Here is an 18,177-nt window from a genome sequence, read left to right as displayed (position 1 = left end):
AACGCCCCCGGCCCCGAAGGGCCGCGGACGATGGGTGCCCGGGGTCATTCCCGGTCCTGCCGGGGCAGCTGGGCAAAGAAGCGGATGAGGAAGGGCACGCTGGTGCAGAAGGTGAGCACGTCCGCCAAGGGCTGAGCCACCTGCACCCCGCGCAGGCCGATCACCAGCGGCAGCACCAGCATGGCCGGCAGGTAATACAGCCCCTGCCGCAGGCTGGACAAAAAGGTGGCGGCGGCGCTCTGGCCGGTGCTTTGGAACAGCATATTCGCGCAGGTGCCCACCGGTACCAGCAGCATGGCGCAGCACTGCAGCCGGCAGGCGAATACGCCGATCTCGATCACCTGGGGGTCGTTGCGGAAGGCCTGGATCAGCCAGGGCGCGGCGATGAAGGTGCCCAGGGCCACCACGCAGATGCAGCCCTCGCCCAGCAGCAGGGTGAAGCGGAAGGCCTGGCGCAGCCGGCCGAATTTTCCGGCGCCGTAGTTGTAGCCCGCCACCGGCTGAAAGCCCTGGCCGATGCCCAGCATCACCGCGAACACGAACATGAAGATGCGGCCCACCACGCTCATGGCGGCCACGGCGGCGTCGCCGCCGCACTGGCCCGCCTGCCAGTTGAGCAGGGCGGTGGCCACGCTGGCCAGCGCCTGCCGGGCAAAGCTGGGCAGCCCGCAGGCCAGGATGTTGCGCAGGCCGGGCAGATCCCGCCCGATCAGCCGCACCGACAGCCGCAGCTGGCTTTTGTGGGTGAGGAACATCGCCAGCAGCAGACAAAAACTCACGCACTGGGAGAGGGCGGTGGCCAGCGCCGCGCCGGCAATGCCCATGTCGAACACAAAGATGAACAGCGGGTCCAGCGCCATGTTCAGGATGCCGCCGGTGGTCAGGCCGATCATGGCGAAGGCGGCCTTGCCCTCGTAGCGCAGCATGTTGTTCATGGTGAAGCTGGAGCACATCAGCGGCGCGGCCAGCAGGATGTATCGCGCATAGTCGCAGGCGTAGGGCAGGATGGTCTCGGTGGCGCCCAGCAGCCGCATCAGCGGCTGGAGAAAAACAAGGCCGCTCACGCCCAGCACCGCGCCGCAGCTCAGCGAGGTGAAAAAGCCCATGGAGGCGATGTGGCTGGCGGCCTGGCCCTCCTGCCGGCCCAGCAGCCGGCTGATGATGCTGCCGGAGCCCATGCCCACCATGAAGCCGAAGGCCTGCAGAATGGCCATCAGGCTGAACACCACCCCCACCGCGCCGGTGGCGCTGTTGGTGTTCAGCTGGCCCACGAAGAAGGTGTCGGCCAGGTTGTAGATGGAACTCACCAGCATGCTGGCCACCGTGGGGGCGGCCAGGGTGGTGATGAGTTTTGGAATGGGCGTCTGGGTCATTCGGATGTACTGGGCGTTTGCCGCCCCGGCGGACTGCTGCATATCGGATACCCCCTTGGAAAAACCGGCGCCGGGGGCGGCGCGCAGCCACTCCCGGCATCGGCGGCGGACGGGCGCGCCCTTTGGGAGCGCGGCGCTCCGCGGTCATTCGATCGTATATTTTCCCTTTCATCATACCACGTTCGTCAACCGGCGGCAAACTTTGCCCGCGGGCGATTGCCTTTTGCGGACAAAGGGGATATACTGTAATTTGTGTGTCGGGGGCGCGGGTCGCGCCCCACAAAAGGAAGAGGGAGCCTTATGTCAAAATACTGCGTCAAAAAGCCGTACACCGTGGTGGTGGCGGTGGTGATGGTGATCGTGCTGGGCGTGATCAGCTTTCTGAACATGGTCACCGACCTGCTGCCCGCCATAGAACTGCCCTATGTGGTGGTGGTGACCACCATGCCCGGCGCCAGCCCCGAACAGGTGGAGAGCCAGGTCACCGCCCCGCTGGAGGCGGGTCTGGGCACTGTGAACGGGGTGACCAGCGTCACCAGTACCTCCGCGGAGAACGTGAGCACGGTGGTGCTGGAGTTTGACGACGGCTCCAATATGGACAGCGCCATGGTCAACCTGTCCACCGCGGTGGATCAGGTGCGCGGCGCCCTGCCCGATACCGCCGGCAACCCCATGCTGCTGCAGATCTCGCCGGATATGCTGCCGGTGATGATCGCCGCGGTGGACATGGAGGGCATGGACGTCTATGAACTCACCGATTTTGCCTCCGAGACCGTCATCCCCGCCTTTGAACGGCAGGCGGGGGTGGCCAGCGTCAGCGGCACCGGCCTGGTGGAAAAGAGCGTGGAGATCCGCCTCAATGAGGATAAGATCGAGGCCATCAACACCAAGGTGCTGGCCAGCGTGGACGAGGAACTGGCCGACGCCAAGGCGGAACTGGACGAGGCACAGCAAAAGGTGACCGACGGCCGCGCTGAACTGGAGAGCGGCAAGGCCGCCCTGGAGACCCAGCAGCAGGACACCGCCGCCGAACTGGCCGACGCCAGCGCCCAGCTGGACTCCGCCATTGCCCAGGCGCAGGCCCTTGCCAGCCAGCAGACCGCGCTGGAGGCCAGCAAGGCCGCGCTGGAGGCGGAAAAGAAGGGGATGGAGCAGGCGGCGGCCATGCAGCCCCAGCTGAACATGATGGCGGGCGCCCTTGCCTCGGCCGCCGTGACCCCCGGCGCGGACGGCACGATACTGGTGACGCGTCCGGCGGAGGTGAGCGAGGCGGATTGGGCGGCGGCCCTGGCCCAGCCCGCGACCTTCATCGAGACCTATATCTCCGACGAGGTGTGGACCGTGCTGTGGAGCGGCGTGGCGGGCAGTCTGCCCGCCGGCACCCTGCCGGAGGGCTTTGCCAACATGACCCGCGCCCAGTTCCTGAGCGCGCTGAACGCCCCCGCCCGGGTGGCCGAACTGGACGCCGCCCTGGCGGACATCGGCACCGAACTCATGGCGGCCAAGGTGATGGCCGAGCAGGCGAACGCCGGGGTGGAAAAGGCGCGGGAGGCCTACAAGCAGCTGGAACAGGGCAAGATCCTGGCCGCGGCGGGTTTTGGCAGCGCCTCGGCCCAGCTGGCCGCCGCCGAGAGCGCCCTCGAGGAGGGCGAGGCCCAGCTGGAGGACGCCCAGAAGCAGTTTGAGGACGCCCGCGCCGCCGCCATCGAGCAGGCGGATGTGAGCAAGCTGCTCACCAAGGACATGGTCTCCAGCCTGGTGATGGCCCAGAACTTCGCCATGCCCGCCGGCTACCTCTACCAGGGCGACGACCAGTACCTGCTCAAGGTGGGCGACGCCTTCTCCAGCGTGGAGGAGGTGGAGAACGCCCTGCTGCTGCACATGGACGCGGGGGATGTGGGCGATGTGCGCCTCTCGGACGTGGCGGACGTTACGGTGATCGACAACTCCGGCGAGAGTTACGCCAGGATGAACGGCAACCCGGCGGTGGCGGTGAGCATCCAGAAGGCCTCCACCGCCTCCACCAGCGAGGTGTCCAAGACGGTGAACGCGGCCATCGAAGAACTGGAGGCCAAGTACCCCGGCCTGCGCGTCACCCCGCTGATGGACCAGGGCGTCTACATCCAGATGACGGTGGACTCGGTGCTCTCCAATCTGGGCTGGGGCGCGGTGCTGGCCATCCTGGTGCTGGCGCTCTTCCTGAAAGACCTGCGCCCCACCCTCGTGGTGGCCTTCAGCATCCCCATCAGCCTGATGTTCGCGGTGGTGCTGATGTACTTCACCGGCGTCACGCTGAATATGATCAGCCTCTCGGGCCTTGCTTTGGGCGTGGGCATGCTGGTGGACAACTCCATCGTGGTGGTGGAAAACATCTACCGCCTGCGGGGGCAGGGAATGCCCGCGGCCAGGGCCGCCGTGCGGGGCGCGGTGCAGGTGAGCGGGGCCATCGCGGCCTCCACCCTCACCACCGTCTGCGTGTTCCTGCCCATCGTCTTCACCCAGGGCCTTACCCGCCAGCTCTTTCAGGACATGGGCCTCACCATCGCCTATTCGCTGATGGCCAGCCTCATCGTGGCCCTCACCCTGGTGCCCACCCTCAGCGCCACCCTGCTGAAAGCCAGCAAGGAAAAGCGCCATCCCTGGTTCGACCGGGTGCTGGAGGTCTACGGCCGCGCGCTGGACTTCTGCCTGCAGGTGAAGATCGCGCCCCTGGCCCTGGCCACGGCGCTGCTGGCGCTGTGCGTCTGGCACACCACCCGGATGGGCATGGAGTTCATCCCCAACATGAGCGCCAACCAGGTCAGCGCCACCCTGGTGATGCCCGAGGACACCAAGCGCGCCGACGCCTACGCCCTCACCGATGAGGCCATGGCCCTGATGCAGGGCGTGGACGGGGTGGAAACGGTGGGCGCCATGGACGGCGGCACCGGCATGAGCCTGATGGGCTTTGGCGGCGGCACGGCCTCCGACACGGTGGAGAGCATGAGTTTCTATCTGGTGCTGGACGAGACCGCCGACAGCAAGGCCGTCTCCGACCGGCTTACCGCCCTCTCGGCGCAGCTGCCCGGCTGCGAGGTGAACGTCACCACCTCCAGCATGGACCTTTCGGTGCTGGGGGGCAGCGGCGTGGAACTGATCGTGCGCGGCCCGGATGTGGACGAGCTCAACCGGATCACCCACGACCTGATGGATATGCTCCGGGGAGTGGAAGGGCTGGAGGAGCCCACCAACGGCCAGGAGGAGGGCACCCCCCAGCTGCGGCTGGTGGTGGACAAGGACGCCGCCATGGGCTGCGGGCTGACGGTGGCCCAGATCTACAGCGAACTGGCCGCGGCCCTCACCACCGAGACCACCTCCACCACCCTCACGGCGGGGGCGGACGATTATGAGGTGGTAGTGGTGGATGAGCGGGGACGCCTTGACCGGGACACCCTGATGAACTACGAGTTCGGGGTGGCCGGCACCGGCCCCGACGCCGAGACCGAGACCCACACCCTCTCGGAGTTCGCCACCCTAAAGGACGATCTGAGCCTGGCGGCGGTGAACCGGGAGAACCAGCAGCGGTACATGACGGTGACCGCGGCGGTGCAGGAGGGCTACAACGCCACCCTCATCAGCCGGGACATCCAGCCCATGCTGGACGGCTACGCCCTGCCCGACGGCTACACCCTGGAGGTGGGCGGCGAGACCCAGACGGTGGCCCAGGCCATGCAGGACCTGGTGCTGATGATCCTGTTGGCGGTGGTGTTCATCTACATGATCATGGTGGCCCAGTTCCAAAGCCTGCTGGGGCCCTTCATCGTGATGCTCACCATGCCGCTGGCCTTCACCGGGGGCCTGGGGGCGCTGTGGATCGCGGGGCTGCCCCTCTCGGTCATCTCCATGCTGGGCTTTTTGATCCTGGCGGGCGTGGTGGTGAACAACGGCATCGTCTTTGTGGACTACGCAAACCAGCTGCGGCTGGAGGGCATGGAGAAGCGGGCGGCGCTGATCGAGACCGGCAAGACCCGCATGCGCCCCATCCTGATGACCGCCCTCACCACCATTCTGGCCATGACCACCATGGCCTTCAGCACCGGCATGGGGGCGGAACTCTCCCGCCCCATGGCGCTGGTCACCATGGGGGGCCTGGGCTACGCCACCCTGCTCACCCTCTTCATCGTGCCGGTGTTCTATGACCTCATGTTCCGCAAACCCCTGAAAAAGATCGACGTGGGCGACGACGACTGACCGCCGCCCGCATAAGAAAGGATGTCTGAACAGGAATGCAGATGCTTATGAACTGCCTTGTGCTGGTGATCGGCTTTGCGCTGCTGGTAAAAGGCGCGGACTTTTTTGTGGACGGTTCCTCCGGCGTGGCCCGGCTGCTGCGGGTGCCCGGGGTGGTGATCGGCCTCACGGTGGTGGCCATGGGCACCAGCCTGCCCGAGGCGTCGGTGTCCATCACTGCCGGCCTCACCGGCAACAACGGCCTGAGCCTGGGCAACGTGATCGGCTCCAACATCTTCAACCTGATGGTGGTGGCCTGCCTGTGCGCCCTGATGATGAGTTTCGTGCCCGACAAGGAGCTGATGGTGCGGGACTTCCCGGTCTGCATCGGCGCCAGCGCCCTGCTGGTGTTCTTCATGTGGGACAATGTGCTCCAGCGCTGGGAGGGCGTTGTGATGCTGGGCCTGATGGCCGCCTACATCGCCCTCACCGTGGTGCAGGCGCTGGCCGCCCGCACGCCGGAAAACGAGGATGAGAAGATCAGCCTGCCCAAATGCATCCTGTTCATCCTGCTGGGCATGGTGGCTATCATCTGGGGCGGCGACCTGGTGGTGAACAGCGCCAGCGCCATTGCCGCGGCCCTGGGCCTCTCCCAGACCCTCATCGGCCTCACCATCGTGGCGGTGGGCACCAGCCTGCCGGAGCTGGCCACCAGCGTGGTGGCCGCCCGCAAGGGGGAGAGCGGCCTCGCTTTGGGCAACGCGGTGGGCTCCTGCATCTTCAACATCCTGTTCATCCTGGGCGCCTCCAGCGCCCTGTCCCCCATCGAGAGCGCCCGGGGCGTGCTGGTGGACGGCATCATCATGACGGTGCTCACCGCGGCGCTCTTCGTCTGGTGCCGCATCAAGGGCCGCATGACCAAGGCCATGGGCGCGGCGGGGCTGCTGGCCTACCTGGCCTACACCGCCTATCTCATCGTTAACGCGTAAAAAATAAGCGCGGACATGTTCAAAGCGTGTCCGCGCTTATTTTTTACAGCACAAGGGCGAGCAGCCAGCACACCGCCATGCACACCGGCTGGTGGACGAGGTACACTGCCAGGCTGTGCCGCCCCGCCCACTCCAGCGGCGGAAAGGCGAGGCGGGGGAGAAACCCTTCCAGCCGCGGCCGGGCGAGCCTGCAGATAAACCACCCCGCCAGAAAGAGGAAGGACCAGGGCGCCAGCGGGAAGTAGTCGCTGCTGGAAAAGGTGGGGCCCGGCAGCCCCAGAAAGGCCAGGGCGTTCCACCGGTAGAGCCCGGCGGGCAGCGGCTGCCGCCACAGCCCGAACAGGCCCAGATACCCCTCGGGCAGGTGGCGGGTGAGGGCAAAGAGGAAAAGGGTGCCCCCAAGGCCCGCCGCGGCGGGCAGCTTTTCCAGCGCCGGGCGCAGCGCCCAGACCAGCAGCGCCCCGCAGCCCAGCAGGTTCAAAACGCCGAAGCGCACCGCCTCGCCGGGCAGCGCCAGCAGGGTGACCGCGCTCACTCCAAAGCCGCACAGGTTCAGAATGAGGCCGTGGCGCAGCGCCCGCCGGCCAAGGCAGGTGGAAAAGCCGGAGGCGAGGATGAAGGTGCAGCAGATGGCCTGCTGCCACAGCCGGCTGGGCCAGAGAAAATACCAGCCCGGCAGCCGGGCGAACACCTCAAACCAGTCGTAGCAAAAGTGGAAGGCCACCATGTTCACCACCGCCGCGCCGCGCAGAAGGTCCAGCCAGCGGTAGCGGGTCTTTTGGGCAACGGCCATGGTTCACACTCCTTCCGGCGGGGTCAGGTCGATGGGCACCGGCGCGTCCAGTTCCATGCTGTCGGGCGTGACCCGGCAGTCCATGGCCAGCAGCCGCACCCCGGCGGCCTGCGCCTCGGCCAGCGCGTGGCCAAAGGCGGGCTGAGTGGCCCAGTTGGGACGGAACAGGCGCACCCCCTTCATCTGGATGACCACCAGCACACAGCACTGCCAGCCCTTTGCCGCAAGGGCGGCCAGTTCCCGCACATGCTTTAAGCCCCGCAGGGTGGGCGCGTCGGGGAAGGCGGCGATGCCATCGGTCTCCAGGGTGCAGCCCTTCACCTCCACCAGCAGCGGCGCGCCGCTGCGCCGGGCGTAAAAATCAAAGCGGGAATCTCCCAGGGTGTACTCCGCCCGCAGTTCTTCCAGCTGTCCCAGGCCCCCGGCGGCCAGCCACTCGCCGGCGGCCTTGTTGGGGGCGGCGGAATCCATGTTGATGAGAAGCCCGCCCTTTACCACGGCTATCAGGTCCCAGGCGGTCTTGCGGGCGGGGTTTTCCGCCGCCGCCAGATACACCGTCGCGCCCTGCACCAGCAACTCGGCGCAGCGGCCGGTGTTCTTCACATGCACCCGCACCGGCGCGCCATCCAGCAGGACGGTGGCGGAAAAGCGGTTCTCCCGGGAGAGGAAAACGGCCGTTCGAATGCGATCGTATCTCATAAAAAGACCCTTTCATGGTGCGATTTACGTCGCAAATCCGCATTTTGAGCCGATTTGCTTGACGGATTTCGCGGTGGTGCTATAATAAATTCCAGGGTTTCCAATGGTGGAATGTGTGAAAAGAATGGAGGACATTCGCTATGAAAAAGACTGCTCAAACCGTGATCAGTGCTGATAAATATTATACCATCGCGGCCGCCAATGGCAAGGTGGTGGAGGTCGCCGACTTCAATACCGAAAACGGCGCCGCCATCCAGCTGTGGGACTATGCCGGCGAGGAGTGGCAGCAGTGGAGTTTTGTGCGCGCGGGCGACGGTGTCTACCGCATCTGCAACCGCTTCACCGGCAAGATGCTGGACCTGATCGCCGGCGGCGTGGTGGACGGCACCTGGGTGCACCAGTGGGAGGGCGCCAGCGGCTCCACCCAGCTGTGGGTGCTGGAGTCCACCGGCGACGGCCGGGTGAAGATTAAGTCCAACCTGTCCGGCAAGTGCCTGGACGTGGTGGGCATGAACCAGGAGAACGGCGCCCGCCTGCAGATCTGGCAGGACGTGGGCGGCGAAAACCAGACTTGGACTGTGGCCGAGGCAAAGCCCGTCAGGAAGGCTGCCAAGACCGCGGCGGTGAAGGAGGAGGCCCCCAAGGCGGAGAAGAAACCCGCCGCCAAAAAGCCGGCCGCCAAAAAAACGGCGGTGAAGAAAGCCGCCACCGCCAAGAAAGCCGCTGCCAAGGCCGAGCCCGCCAAGAAGGCGGAGGCCGCGAAGCCCGCCGTCAAGACTGAGCCCGCCAAGAAGGCGGAGGCTGCGAAGCCCGCCGCCAAGGCTGAGCCCGCCAAGAAGGCGGAGACCGCGAAGCCCGCCGCCAAGGCCGAGCCCGCCAAGAAGGCCAAGGCCGAGCCCGCCAAGAAGGCCGAGGCCGCGAAGCCCGCCGCCAAGGCTGAGCCCGCCAAGAAGGCCGAGACTGCGAAACCCGCCGCTAAAAAAGCCGACAAGTAAACAAGCACATTCCCCGGCGCCCCCGGCAGCTTGCCTGCCGGGGGCGCTTTTGCCTGCACAGCCCTGTCTTTGCCCGCGCAAAAGGTACGGCGGGCGGATCTCCTGTGCCGCGGGCAGCCGGGCCGGCTTTCGGCCGGTGGGGGCTCTCCCGCCGTTTGCGACCGCCGCGGGCCGGCCGTCACCGCCCGGGGGCCCCGCTTCCGACGGGCGGCCTTCTTCGCTCCGCCGTCCGCCCCTTGTGTGACTTTGCTACGGTAGCCGGGCCCCGGTTGTGGTATCATCTGTTCAATACTATACTGCCCGGCCGGGCAGAGCAGAGGAAGGAGTGCTTTTATGGGATTCACCGTGGAGACCGGCGTTTCGGCGCTGGCGGTATTCGCCCAGGGCCTGCTGAGCTTTTTTTCGCCCTGCGTGCTGCCGCTTATCCCGCTGTATCTGGGCTATCTTGCGGGGGGCGCCTCCGCGGAAGAACTCAACGACCGCCAGCGCCGCCTCTTGACGCTGCGCAACACCCTGTTCTTCATTCTGGGCATCAGCTTCGCTTTCTTTGTGCTGGGGCTGGGCTTCACCCAGCTGGGCCGCTTTTTCACCGGCAACCGGGCGCTGGCCGCCCGGATCGGCGGCATCCTGATCGTGCTGCTGGGCCTGGCGCAGCTGGGCTTTCTGGAGAGCCGCTTCATGCAGCGGGAGTGGCGGCTGCCCTTTGACCCGAAAAAATGGGGCACCAGCCCCCTCACCGCCCTGGTGCTGGGCTTTACCTTCAGCTTTGCCTGGACGCCCTGCGTCGGCCCCGCCCTCACCAGTGTGCTGCTGATGGCCGCCAGCGCGGCCACCCGGGGAATGGGCTTTTTGCTCATCGGGGTCTACACCCTGGGCTTTGTGCTGCCCTTTTTGGCGGTGGGCCTGTTTACCAGTCAGGTGCTGGCCTTCTTCAAGCGCCACACCGGCTGGCTCAGGTGGACCGCCCGGGCGGGCGGCGTGCTGCTCATTCTGATGGGCGTGATGATGTTCACCGGCTGGATGAACGGCTTCACCGCCTACCTCAGCGGTCTGGGCAGCGGCGGCAACCAGACCACCGCCAGCCAGAGCGCCCCGGCGCAGGAGGACGGCTCCTCCTCCACGGCCGCTTCGGGCGGCGCGGGCGGGTCCGCCTCCGCGCCCGCAAGCGAGGGGGAGAGCAGCTCCTCCGCCGACGAACTGCCCCCCGCGCCGGACTTCACCCTCGTGGATCAGAACGGCGAGGAACACACCCTGTCGGACTACAAGGGCCAGGTGGTGTTCCTGAATTTCTGGGCCACCTGGTGCGGCCCCTGCCAGCGGGAGATGCCGGAGATCCAGCAGCTCTATGAGGACTGGGGCGAGAACACCGGCGAGGTGGTGGTGCTGGGGGTGGCCAACCCCTCCAACCCCGAGCGGCCCGGCAACGCCGACAGCATGAGCGCCGCCGAGATCGGCGACTGGCTGGCGGAAAAGGGCTACACCTACCCCACCGTGATGGACGAGACGGGGGAGATCTTCTCCCAGTACGGCATCAGCGCCTTCCCCACCACCTTCATGATCGACACCGAGGGCAACGTCTTCGGCTATGTCACCGGCAGCCTCACCCGGGAGATCATGGACAGCATCGTGGAGCAGACCCGCACCGGTGTGCGCACCGGTTAAAAAAGGCAAAGGCCCCGGCGACCGATGGTCGCCGGGGCCTTTGCGCTGCAAGGAAGAAAAAGGATGTATATAGTTTAGAAGATCAGCTCATGTATTGGCCGCCGTTCACATCGATGCCGCAGCCGGTGATGTAGCGGGAGTCCTCGCTGGCCAGAAACGCGATGACGCCGGCAATGTCGTCCGTCTCGCCCAGCCGGCCCATGGGGATGCCGTCGCAGGTGTAGGCGGTGTTGGCGGTCATGGCGGTGCGCACCACGCCGGGGCAGACGGCGTTCACGTTGATGCCGTCCTTCGCCAGCACCTTGGCGTAACTCTTGGTGGCCGCCAGCAGCCCGCCCTTGGAGGCCGCGTAACTCACCGACGACGCGATGCCGCCGATGCGGGCCGCCAACGAGGCGATGTTGATGATGCGGCCCCAATGCTGGGCCTTCATGGGCTTGATGGCCTCCCGCACGCACAGGTGCGCCCCCCGCAGGTTGATGTTCATGCACCAGTCCCACTTGGCGGCGTCCAGTTCCTCCACCGGGGTCACCGGGCAGACGCCGGCGCAGTTCACCAGGATGTGCAGCCCGGGCATGGTGGCGGCGGCAAAGGCGAACAACTCCTCGATGCTCTCGGGGGAAGAGACATCCACATACCTGCCCCAGCACTTGCAGCCGGTGGCCGCCTCCAGTTCCGCCGCGCTCTTCTCCGCGGCCTCGGCGTTCATGTCCGCCAGAATCACACCGGACAGGCCCCGCCGGGCCAGTTCCCGGGCAGCGGCAAAACCGATGCCGCCCGCCCCGCCGGTGACCAGGGCGTACTTGCCTTCAAATTCCTTTTCCATCGCATATGCCTCCCTGTCGTTTATCTGTTCGCCGGACGGGCGCGTCGCCCCTCCGGCAAGTTCAACTTGCCCGGGTGCGGCGCCGGAACAGGCGCGGCGTCGTGAAGGTGAAGTGCCGGTCCAGCCACTGCCCCACCAGGCCGATCACCTTGCCCATGGTCAGCGCCGCCAGCACCGTGCCCATGCCGATGCCCATCACCCGCCCCATAAAGAACAGGGTCATGCCCACCGTCACCACCAGGCAGCCCGCGTCAAAACCGATCTTCACCCGGGGATAGGGCCAGCCGGTGATGGCCGCCAGGTCCCGGGGGAACAGGTCGGTGGGGATGATGGGCAGCCCGCACCGGTTGGACAGGGCGATGCCCACGCAGATCAAAAGATAACTCACCACAAAGTACACCACCCGCAGCGCCAGCGCCGTGGGCAGCAGGCCGATGAACAACTCGAACACATCCAGCAGTTCACCGAAGACAAAACCCACCACAAAGCTGAACAGGTAGGCGGGCACGAACCGCCGGCGCAGCACCATCAGGGTGATGACCAGCGCCGCCTGGAACAGATAGGTCCAGGTGCCCAGGGTGAAAAAGGGCAGCGACACCGAAAAGGCGTAGGGAACGCTGGAGATGGCGGAGATGCCGGAGATGCCGCTGCCGGAATAGAGCATCAGCACCACGCTGAAGGAATCGATGACCACCGTGATGGCCAGTGCCAGCTCGCCCCGGAAAGGCCGCAGCCGGCGGGCAGAAGGTTTTTCTTCCACAACAAAAATCTCCTTTGGCATCAAACACTGTCTTTATTGTAGGCTTGGAAAAACCTGTTGTAAAATGTATAGTTTTGATAAAATAATAGAAATTATCTATCAAATATGCTATGCTGAAAGAGACGAGGAGGGGAGCGCAATGAATCTGGAATATTTGCGCTATTTCGTCAAGCTGGCGGAGGTGAAGCACTATACCCGGGCGGCACAGCAGCTTTGCATCGCCCAGCCAAGCCTGAGCCATGCCATCCGCCTTCTGGAAGAGGAACTGGGGGTGCCGCTGTTTGAAAAGACCGGCCGCAACACCACCCTCACCCGCTTTGGGGAAGAGTTTCTGGAGTGCAGCCGCCGCACCCTCGCCACACTGAACGAGGGGGTGGAATCGCTGCGGCGCAGCGCCCGGGGCGAGGGGCTCATCCGGCTGGGATTTCTGCGCGCGCTGGGCACCGGTTACATCCCCGCGCTGGCGGCAAAGTTCCTGCGGGCAAACGAGGGGAAGAACATCCGCTTTGAATTTCACACCGACCGCACCGGCGCGCTGCTGGAAGGGCTGCTGGCCCGCCGGTACGACATGGCCTTCTGCTCGGCCCCCGCGGCGGGCCAGCCACTCACGGCGGTGCCGGTGACCCGGCAGGAGTTGGTGGTCATCGTGCCCAAGGGGCATCCGCTGGCGGCGCAAACCAGCGTGGACCTGGCCTGGACGCTGCCCTGGCCCCAGGTCTGCTTTTCCTCCGGATCCGCCATGCGCAGGGTGGTGGACGGGCTGTTCGAAGCTGTCGGCGGCAGGCCGGTGGTGGCCTGTGAGAACGAGGAGGATCAGGTGATCGCCGGGCTGGTGGCCCAGGGATTCGGCATTGCCGTGGTGCCGAGGATGGAACTTTTGCAAAAGCTGGAGGTGGCGGTGCTGCCCATCAGCGCCCCGCCCTACAAGCGGGAGTTCTTCCTCGTGACCCCCAGCGACGCGGCCATCTCGCCGGCGGCCGCCGCCTTTCGGGATTTCGCGCTGGAAAAGGCCCGGCAAAAAAGCAACTGAAAAACAAGGGCAGGCGCCCTGCTCCCGCCGGGAACAGGGCGCCTGCCCGTTTGTTTTTGAAATGGTGAGATCACATCGCTTTGCGGAACAGTTCGATGATGTCCTGTTTGGTGCCCTTGCGGGGGTTGGAGAAGGCGTTGCCGTCCTTCAGGGCGTTGGTGGCCATCAGGTCGAAGTCCTCCTCCTTCACGCCCATCTGGGCCAGGCCGCTGGGGATGCCCACATCCTTGGCCAGTTCGCGCATGGCGTCCACCGCCAGGTGCGCGGCCTCGGTCACCGACAGGCCGTCCACGTTCTTGCCCATGAAGATGGCGATGTCGCGGAACTTCTCGGGGTTGGAGATCAGGTTATACTCCTCCACCGTGGGCAGCAGCATGGCGTTGGCCACGCCGTGCGCCATGTCGTACTGGCCGCCCAGCTGGTGGGCCATGGCGTGCACATAGCCCAGATTGCCGTTGTTGAAGGCCAGGCCCGCCAGGTAGGAGGCGTAGGCCATGTTCTCCCGGGCCTCCACGTTGGCGCCGTTGGCCACCGCCTGCCGCAGGTTGTTGGCGATCAGCTTGATGGACTGGATGGCGCAGGCGTCGGTGACGGGGTTGGCGTCCACCGACACATAGGCCTCGATGGCGTGGGTCAGGGCGTCCATGCCGGTGGCGGCGGTCAGGCCGCGGGGCACGGTGAGCATCATCATGGGGTCGTTGAAGGACACCATGGGCACATTGCGCCAGCTCACGATGACGAATTTCAGCTTGGTGGCCCGGTCGGTGAGCACGCAGTGACGGGTCACCTCGCTGGCGGTGCCGGCGGTGGTGTTCACCGCGATGATGGGGGGCAGGGGATGCTCCAGCGTCTCGATGCCGGCGTACTCCCGCAGGTTCTTCTCGTGGGTGGCGGCGATGCCGATGCCTTTGCCGCAGTCGTGAGAGGAACCGCAGCCCACCGTGATGATGGAGTCACAGCCGTTGTCTTTGTACACTTTCAGGCCGTCGTAGCAGTTTTCGATCTTCGGGTTGGGCTCCACGCCGGTGAACATCACGCTCTCGATGCCCGCTTCCTGCAGGGCGGCCAGGGTCTGGGCCACGGGGCCGTTCTCCACCCCGGCCAGGAAATCATCGGTTACGATCAGCGGCTTCTTCATGTTCAGAAGCTCACAGCGATGGCCCAGCTCCTTTACACAGCCGGGGCCCATGAAGTTGACGGACGGATTCAGAAAATCATAGTACCGCATACTTGCTACCTCCATCATTGCAACAATACAATCGATCAAAATGCTCAAAAATGAGCATCCTCACACCCTTGTTTTACCGGCGTTTCTGGGGATTGTCAAGAATTTGTTGATCATTTGTGCTCATTTGCGGCGGAAGCTGGAATTTTACGCCCGCCTGTGCTACAATGAGAATCATCATCGGGCGGGGGAGAGAAGGCAAATGTTCGAGGAAGAACGGCAGATCCGGATCATGAACGAGATGAGCGAGCATCGCTCCATGACGGTAGGGGAGCTGGCGGCGATCCTGCGGGTGTCCGGTTCCACCGTCCGCCGTGACCTGACCCGGATGGAGGGCAAGGGGCTGATCCGGCGCACCCACGGGGGCGCCATGGTGGTGGAGGAGGTGGCCAACAGCCTGAGCCGCAACGCCCGCCGCGCGAAGGACGGTGAGATCAAGGGCCGCATTGCCCGCTGCGCGGCGGAGCTGGTGGCCGACGGGGAGACCATCCTGCTGAATTCCAGTTCCATCACCGAGCGGATGCCCGCGTTCCTCACCGCCAAAAATATCACGGTGATCACCAACTCCCTCTACATCGCCCGGGAGTTGAGCGAGCGGGAGGCCTGCGTGCTGATCCTGCTGGGTGGCGTGTATCTGAAAAAAGCGGGCACCATCGAGGGCCCCACCACCGTGGGCCAGATCACCGGCATGAAATACGACAAGGCGTTCATCGGGGTGAACGGCATCGACCGGCAGTTTGGCCTGAGCACGGCCAGCGAGCTGGAGGCGACCACCAAGATCGCCGCCCTGGCGCAGGCGCGGCAGAGTTATTGCCTTTGTGAGCATACCAAATTTGAAAAGACGGCGCTTTACAAACTCTGCCCGCTGGAAAATATCCACTGTGTGATCACCGACGCCGGCCTGGACCCGGAACTGCTGCGGGCCTATCGTGAGCACACACAGATAAAGATCGCCCGCTGACCGCCGGCGACACAAAACAACGCCCCGCCCCCGAAACACGGGGCGGGGCGTTGTTCTTGCAAAAGCGGCAAAGGGTTCAGGCCAGCACCTTTCCCTCGGGGAAGGCGGCGCGGAACACCCGGCGCACCAGCGGCCCGGCGATCAGGAACTGGAAGGGCAGGGCCATGATGAAGTTGCGGGGGATGTTCACCAGCCAGGCGGCGGGCACCCCGGCCCAGTTCCCGGTGTGGAATGCGCCTTCGCAGGCGCCGTAAAAGGACATGAGCACCACCATCACCACCACCATGCCGCCGGAGATGCACAGGATCTTTTTCAGGGGGCGGTCCTGGGGCTTGACCAGAAAGCGGAAGGCCACGCCCTTGGAAATTTTGGAGGCCACGAACCAATCGCAGCACATGCCGAAGAGATAGGCGATGGGAAACCCCAGCCAGCCGGCGGCCAGGGTCTCGGGGCCAAAGCGGCCCTGCTGCAGCGCCACATTGTAAAAACTCATCCACAGTACCATCACAAAGCACATCATGATGGTAAAAATCAGGCTTTCCCGTTTGTTCTGAGGCATATTTTTAAATTCCTTTCCTGTTTGATGTTACGGGGATCATCATACCATACAAAAACATGGGTTCGTAATTGTGAATAATGCCAAAGTTTTCGCCGGCACGCCGGGCAAAAATAGGGGCTTGGCGCAGGAAAGTGCTCAGACAAAGGGGCAAGGGTTTCTGGATTTGATGATTTTGCGCCGGCGGCACAAGAAACGCCCGGCCGAAGGGACGGGCGCTTTGAATGGAGCACAGGGCGGCGGGGCCCCGCGAAAGTTTGTGCAGCAAAGTTTTGTGGGGAGAAGGAGGAATGACGGAGCGGTATGAGAAAAGCCCAGTCAAACGGCTGGGCTTTTTGAATGGAGCGCAGTGCGTTGCCGCCCGGCAGGGCGGCGGGGTCCCCGGGAAAACCCGCGCAGCGGGATTTTCTGGCGAAGCGACTGCGCCCGCGGGCGCGTTTCGAGGCCAACCGCCGCATATGCGGCGGCTCTTGGGCCGAGATGGAGCAGCAGAATGAGCGCGCGACGATTTTGCAAAAAAAAGCCGCCGCAAGCGATACACAGCTTGCGTTTGCCACCCGGCAGGGCGGCGGGGTCCCCGCAAAAATTTGCGCAGCAAAGTTTTGTGGGGAGAAGGAGGAATGACGGAGCGGTATGAGAAAAGCCCAGCCAAACGGCTGGGCTTTTTGAATGGAGCACAGTCCATTCCGACGTGGTGCCGGCGGTGGGACTTGAACCCACACGGTGTTGCCACCAACGGATTTTGAGTCCGCATCGTCTGCCATTCCGACACGCCGGCACATACGGACAACGGAAGTATTATACTATGGCGCGGAGGAAAAATCAAGAGCATGGGGGCATGTTCGCGGGCAAGACGCAATGTGTGGGAATCACACAAAGAAAATCGCACTTTTTTGCGAGATACTGGGCAAAACGCTATTGACAAACCGTGTGCCATGGGATAAACTAAAGGAAATAAAAAATAACCCCGACTGGCCTCTGCGAAAGTCGCCTTTCGCGGAGGTTTTGTCTATGGTCTCTCTCACGCCACAAACCTTAGCCAGGGCCCGTGCGGGGCAGGAGGCCGCGGTGGCCGCGGTGCTCACCCACATGATGCCGCTGCTGCGGCGCCTCGCCGCCCGGGCGGTCTGCCCGGGGCTGGAATTTGAGGATGCGCTGCAGGAGGGGATCATCGGCCTGTTCGGCGCCATCAAAACCTATCATTCGGCCGGCGGCGCCTCTTTTGAGACCTACGCCGCCGTGTGCATCCGCAATGCGGTGACGGCGGCCCGGCGGGCGGCGGGACGCAAAAAAAACGCGCCCCTCAACCAGAGCCTGCCGCTGGAGGATGCGGTCCCCGCGCCGGGGCCGGAAGAACTGGCCATCCGCCGCGAGCAGCTGCAGACCACCGTGGCGGACATCCGCGCCCGGCTTTCGCCCTTCGAGCGGGCGGTGCTGGCGGCGTATCTGGGCGGCGGCAGCTATCGCCAGATCGCCCGGCAGTTGGGCTGCACACCCAAGGCGGTGGAGAACGCCCTCGTCCGCCTGCGCCGCAAACTGCGCGGCCATTCCCTGTACTGAGCCTTCGGGCTTAGCATATATGCCCCTGTAGCTTAACACTTAGAGCATTGGTCCAACCAAAGGTGACGGTTAAAATCCTTCCGCGGGCAAAAATCAAATCAGAGGAGAAATTCACCATGTACGAAGACAAGACCCTGGTATGCAAAGACTGCGGTAAGGAGTTTGTTTTCTCTGCCGGCGAGCAGGAGTTCTATGCCAGCCGCGGCTTTGAGAACGAGCCTCAGCGCTGCAAGGCCTGCCGTGACGCCCGCAAGAACGCCACCCGCGGTACCCGCGAGATGTTCGAGGCCACCTGCGCCGCCTGCGGCAAGGTTGCCCGCGTGCCCTTCCAGCCCCGCGAAGATCGCCCTGTGTATTGCAGCGAGTGCTTCGCCAAGATGAAAGAGCAGCAGTAATTGCACAAAAAAGGGCGCGGCCGCCGGGCCGCGCCCTTTTTTTGTGCCGTGGCGGCGCGTGTTGTTTTTCCGTCCGCTTTGCGGTACAATAAAATCTGTCAGAATTCCGCCGCGCCGCGGCGATGGAAAGGGGCCGGAGCCGTC

15 protein-coding genes and 1 tRNA gene are annotated in these 18,177 nt (G+C 64.6%); 8 read left to right on the top strand and 8 right to left on the bottom strand.

Features of this window, described 5'->3' with window-relative positions:
* Nucleotides 1-44: 44 nt before the first annotated feature.
* Nucleotides 45-1,415: an MATE family efflux transporter gene (locus ACH2A7_RS04580; RefSeq protein ID WP_394960491.1), complete on the bottom strand. Its 1,371-nt coding sequence runs from the start codon at nucleotides 1,413-1,415 to the stop codon at nucleotides 45-47.
* 258 nt (nucleotides 1,416-1,673) lie between these two features.
* Between ACH2A7_RS04580 and ACH2A7_RS04575 the strand changes: the two genes are divergently transcribed.
* Both ACH2A7_RS04575 and ACH2A7_RS04570 read left to right on the top strand, forming a co-directional pair.
* Nucleotides 1,674-5,603: an efflux RND transporter permease subunit gene (locus ACH2A7_RS04575; protein ID WP_394960490.1), complete on the top strand. Its 3,930-nt coding sequence runs from the start codon at nucleotides 1,674-1,676 to the stop codon at nucleotides 5,601-5,603.
* 35 nt (nucleotides 5,604-5,638) lie between these two features.
* Entirely contained in the window at nucleotides 5,639-6,571 is a 933-nt protein-coding gene (locus tag ACH2A7_RS04570; protein WP_394960489.1) for a calcium/sodium antiporter, read from the top strand.
* A gap of 43 nt (nucleotides 6,572-6,614) precedes the next feature.
* On the opposite strand, the gene ACH2A7_RS04565 is transcribed toward ACH2A7_RS04570, so the two are convergent.
* Both ACH2A7_RS04565 and sfsA read right to left on the bottom strand, forming a co-directional pair.
* Nucleotides 6,615-7,364 (bottom strand): heparan-alpha-glucosaminide N-acetyltransferase domain-containing protein, encoded by a 750-nt coding sequence (locus tag ACH2A7_RS04565; protein WP_394960488.1) that lies wholly within the window; start codon nucleotides 7,362-7,364, stop codon nucleotides 6,615-6,617.
* A 3-nt stretch (nucleotides 7,365-7,367) separates the two neighbouring features.
* Nucleotides 7,368-8,063 carry a DNA/RNA nuclease SfsA gene (sfsA, locus tag ACH2A7_RS04560; RefSeq protein WP_394960487.1) on the bottom strand — a complete coding sequence of 232 codons (696 nt, stop codon included), beginning with the start codon at nucleotides 8,061-8,063 and terminating at the stop codon, nucleotides 7,368-7,370.
* Between the two features lie 140 nt (nucleotides 8,064-8,203).
* On the opposite strand from sfsA, the gene ACH2A7_RS04555 reads away from it, so the two are divergent.
* Together ACH2A7_RS04555 and ACH2A7_RS04550 are read left to right on the top strand one after the other, a co-directional pair.
* Complete coding sequence (locus ACH2A7_RS04555) at nucleotides 8,204-9,058, top strand: RICIN domain-containing protein (RefSeq protein ID WP_394960486.1); 855 nt, start codon at nucleotides 8,204-8,206, stop codon at nucleotides 9,056-9,058.
* Nucleotides 9,059-9,391: 333 nt separating this feature from the next.
* Nucleotides 9,392-10,720: a cytochrome c biogenesis protein CcdA gene (locus tag ACH2A7_RS04550; protein ID WP_394960485.1), complete on the top strand. Its 1,329-nt coding sequence runs from the start codon at nucleotides 9,392-9,394 to the stop codon at nucleotides 10,718-10,720.
* 82 nt (nucleotides 10,721-10,802) lie between these two features.
* Here ACH2A7_RS04550 and ACH2A7_RS04545 read toward each other — a convergent pair whose 3' ends face one another.
* Together ACH2A7_RS04545 and ACH2A7_RS04540 are read right to left on the bottom strand one after the other, a co-directional pair.
* Nucleotides 10,803-11,546, bottom strand: a complete 744-nt coding sequence (locus ACH2A7_RS04545; RefSeq protein ID WP_394960484.1) for an SDR family NAD(P)-dependent oxidoreductase — start codon at nucleotides 11,544-11,546, stop codon at nucleotides 10,803-10,805.
* Between the two features lie 61 nt (nucleotides 11,547-11,607).
* Entirely contained in the window at nucleotides 11,608-12,306 is a 699-nt protein-coding gene (locus ACH2A7_RS04540; protein WP_394960483.1) for a DUF6198 family protein, read from the bottom strand.
* 139 nt (nucleotides 12,307-12,445) lie between these two features.
* On the opposite strand from ACH2A7_RS04540, the gene ACH2A7_RS04535 reads away from it, so the two are divergent.
* The gene (locus ACH2A7_RS04535) at nucleotides 12,446-13,336 is read left to right on the top strand and encodes a LysR substrate-binding domain-containing protein (protein WP_394960482.1); all 891 of its coding nucleotides are present in this window, start codon (nucleotides 12,446-12,448) and stop codon (nucleotides 13,334-13,336) included.
* Between the two features lie 70 nt (nucleotides 13,337-13,406).
* Here ACH2A7_RS04535 and ACH2A7_RS04530 read toward each other — a convergent pair whose 3' ends face one another.
* Complete coding sequence (locus tag ACH2A7_RS04530) at nucleotides 13,407-14,564, bottom strand: iron-containing alcohol dehydrogenase (protein WP_394960481.1); 1,158 nt, start codon at nucleotides 14,562-14,564, stop codon at nucleotides 13,407-13,409.
* 199 nt (nucleotides 14,565-14,763) lie between these two features.
* Between ACH2A7_RS04530 and ACH2A7_RS04525 the strand changes: the two genes are divergently transcribed.
* Nucleotides 14,764-15,522 (top strand): DeoR/GlpR family DNA-binding transcription regulator, encoded by a 759-nt coding sequence (locus ACH2A7_RS04525; protein ID WP_394960480.1) that lies wholly within the window; start codon nucleotides 14,764-14,766, stop codon nucleotides 15,520-15,522.
* Nucleotides 15,523-15,598: 76 nt separating this feature from the next.
* On the opposite strand, the gene ACH2A7_RS04520 is transcribed toward ACH2A7_RS04525, so the two are convergent.
* On the bottom strand, nucleotides 15,599-16,081 hold the full coding sequence (locus ACH2A7_RS04520) for a DUF2798 domain-containing protein (RefSeq protein WP_394960479.1): 483 nt from the start codon (nucleotides 16,079-16,081) through the stop codon (nucleotides 15,599-15,601).
* 689 nt (nucleotides 16,082-16,770) lie between these two features.
* A tRNA-Leu gene (locus tag ACH2A7_RS04515) sits at nucleotides 16,771-16,856 on the bottom strand.
* Between the two features lie 233 nt (nucleotides 16,857-17,089).
* On the opposite strand from ACH2A7_RS04515, the gene ACH2A7_RS04510 reads away from it, so the two are divergent.
* On the top strand, nucleotides 17,090-17,638 hold the full coding sequence (locus ACH2A7_RS04510; protein ID WP_394960478.1) for a sigma-70 family RNA polymerase sigma factor: 549 nt from the start codon (nucleotides 17,090-17,092) through the stop codon (nucleotides 17,636-17,638).
* A 116-nt stretch (nucleotides 17,639-17,754) separates the two neighbouring features.
* Nucleotides 17,755-18,033, top strand: coding sequence for a zinc-ribbon domain containing protein (locus tag ACH2A7_RS04505; RefSeq protein ID WP_330056356.1), 279 nt, complete (start codon nucleotides 17,755-17,757; stop codon nucleotides 18,031-18,033).
* The last annotated feature ends 144 nt before the right edge of the window (nucleotides 18,034-18,177 follow it).

Source organism: Candidatus Allofournierella merdavium, assembly GCF_944382735.1.
In the GTDB taxonomy this organism is placed as follows: Bacteria; Bacillota; Clostridia; order Oscillospirales; family Ruminococcaceae; genus Allofournierella_A; species Allofournierella_A merdavium.
The sequence above is the reverse complement of the archived record's forward strand: the minus strand, read 5'-3'. Positions and strand labels throughout refer to the sequence as shown.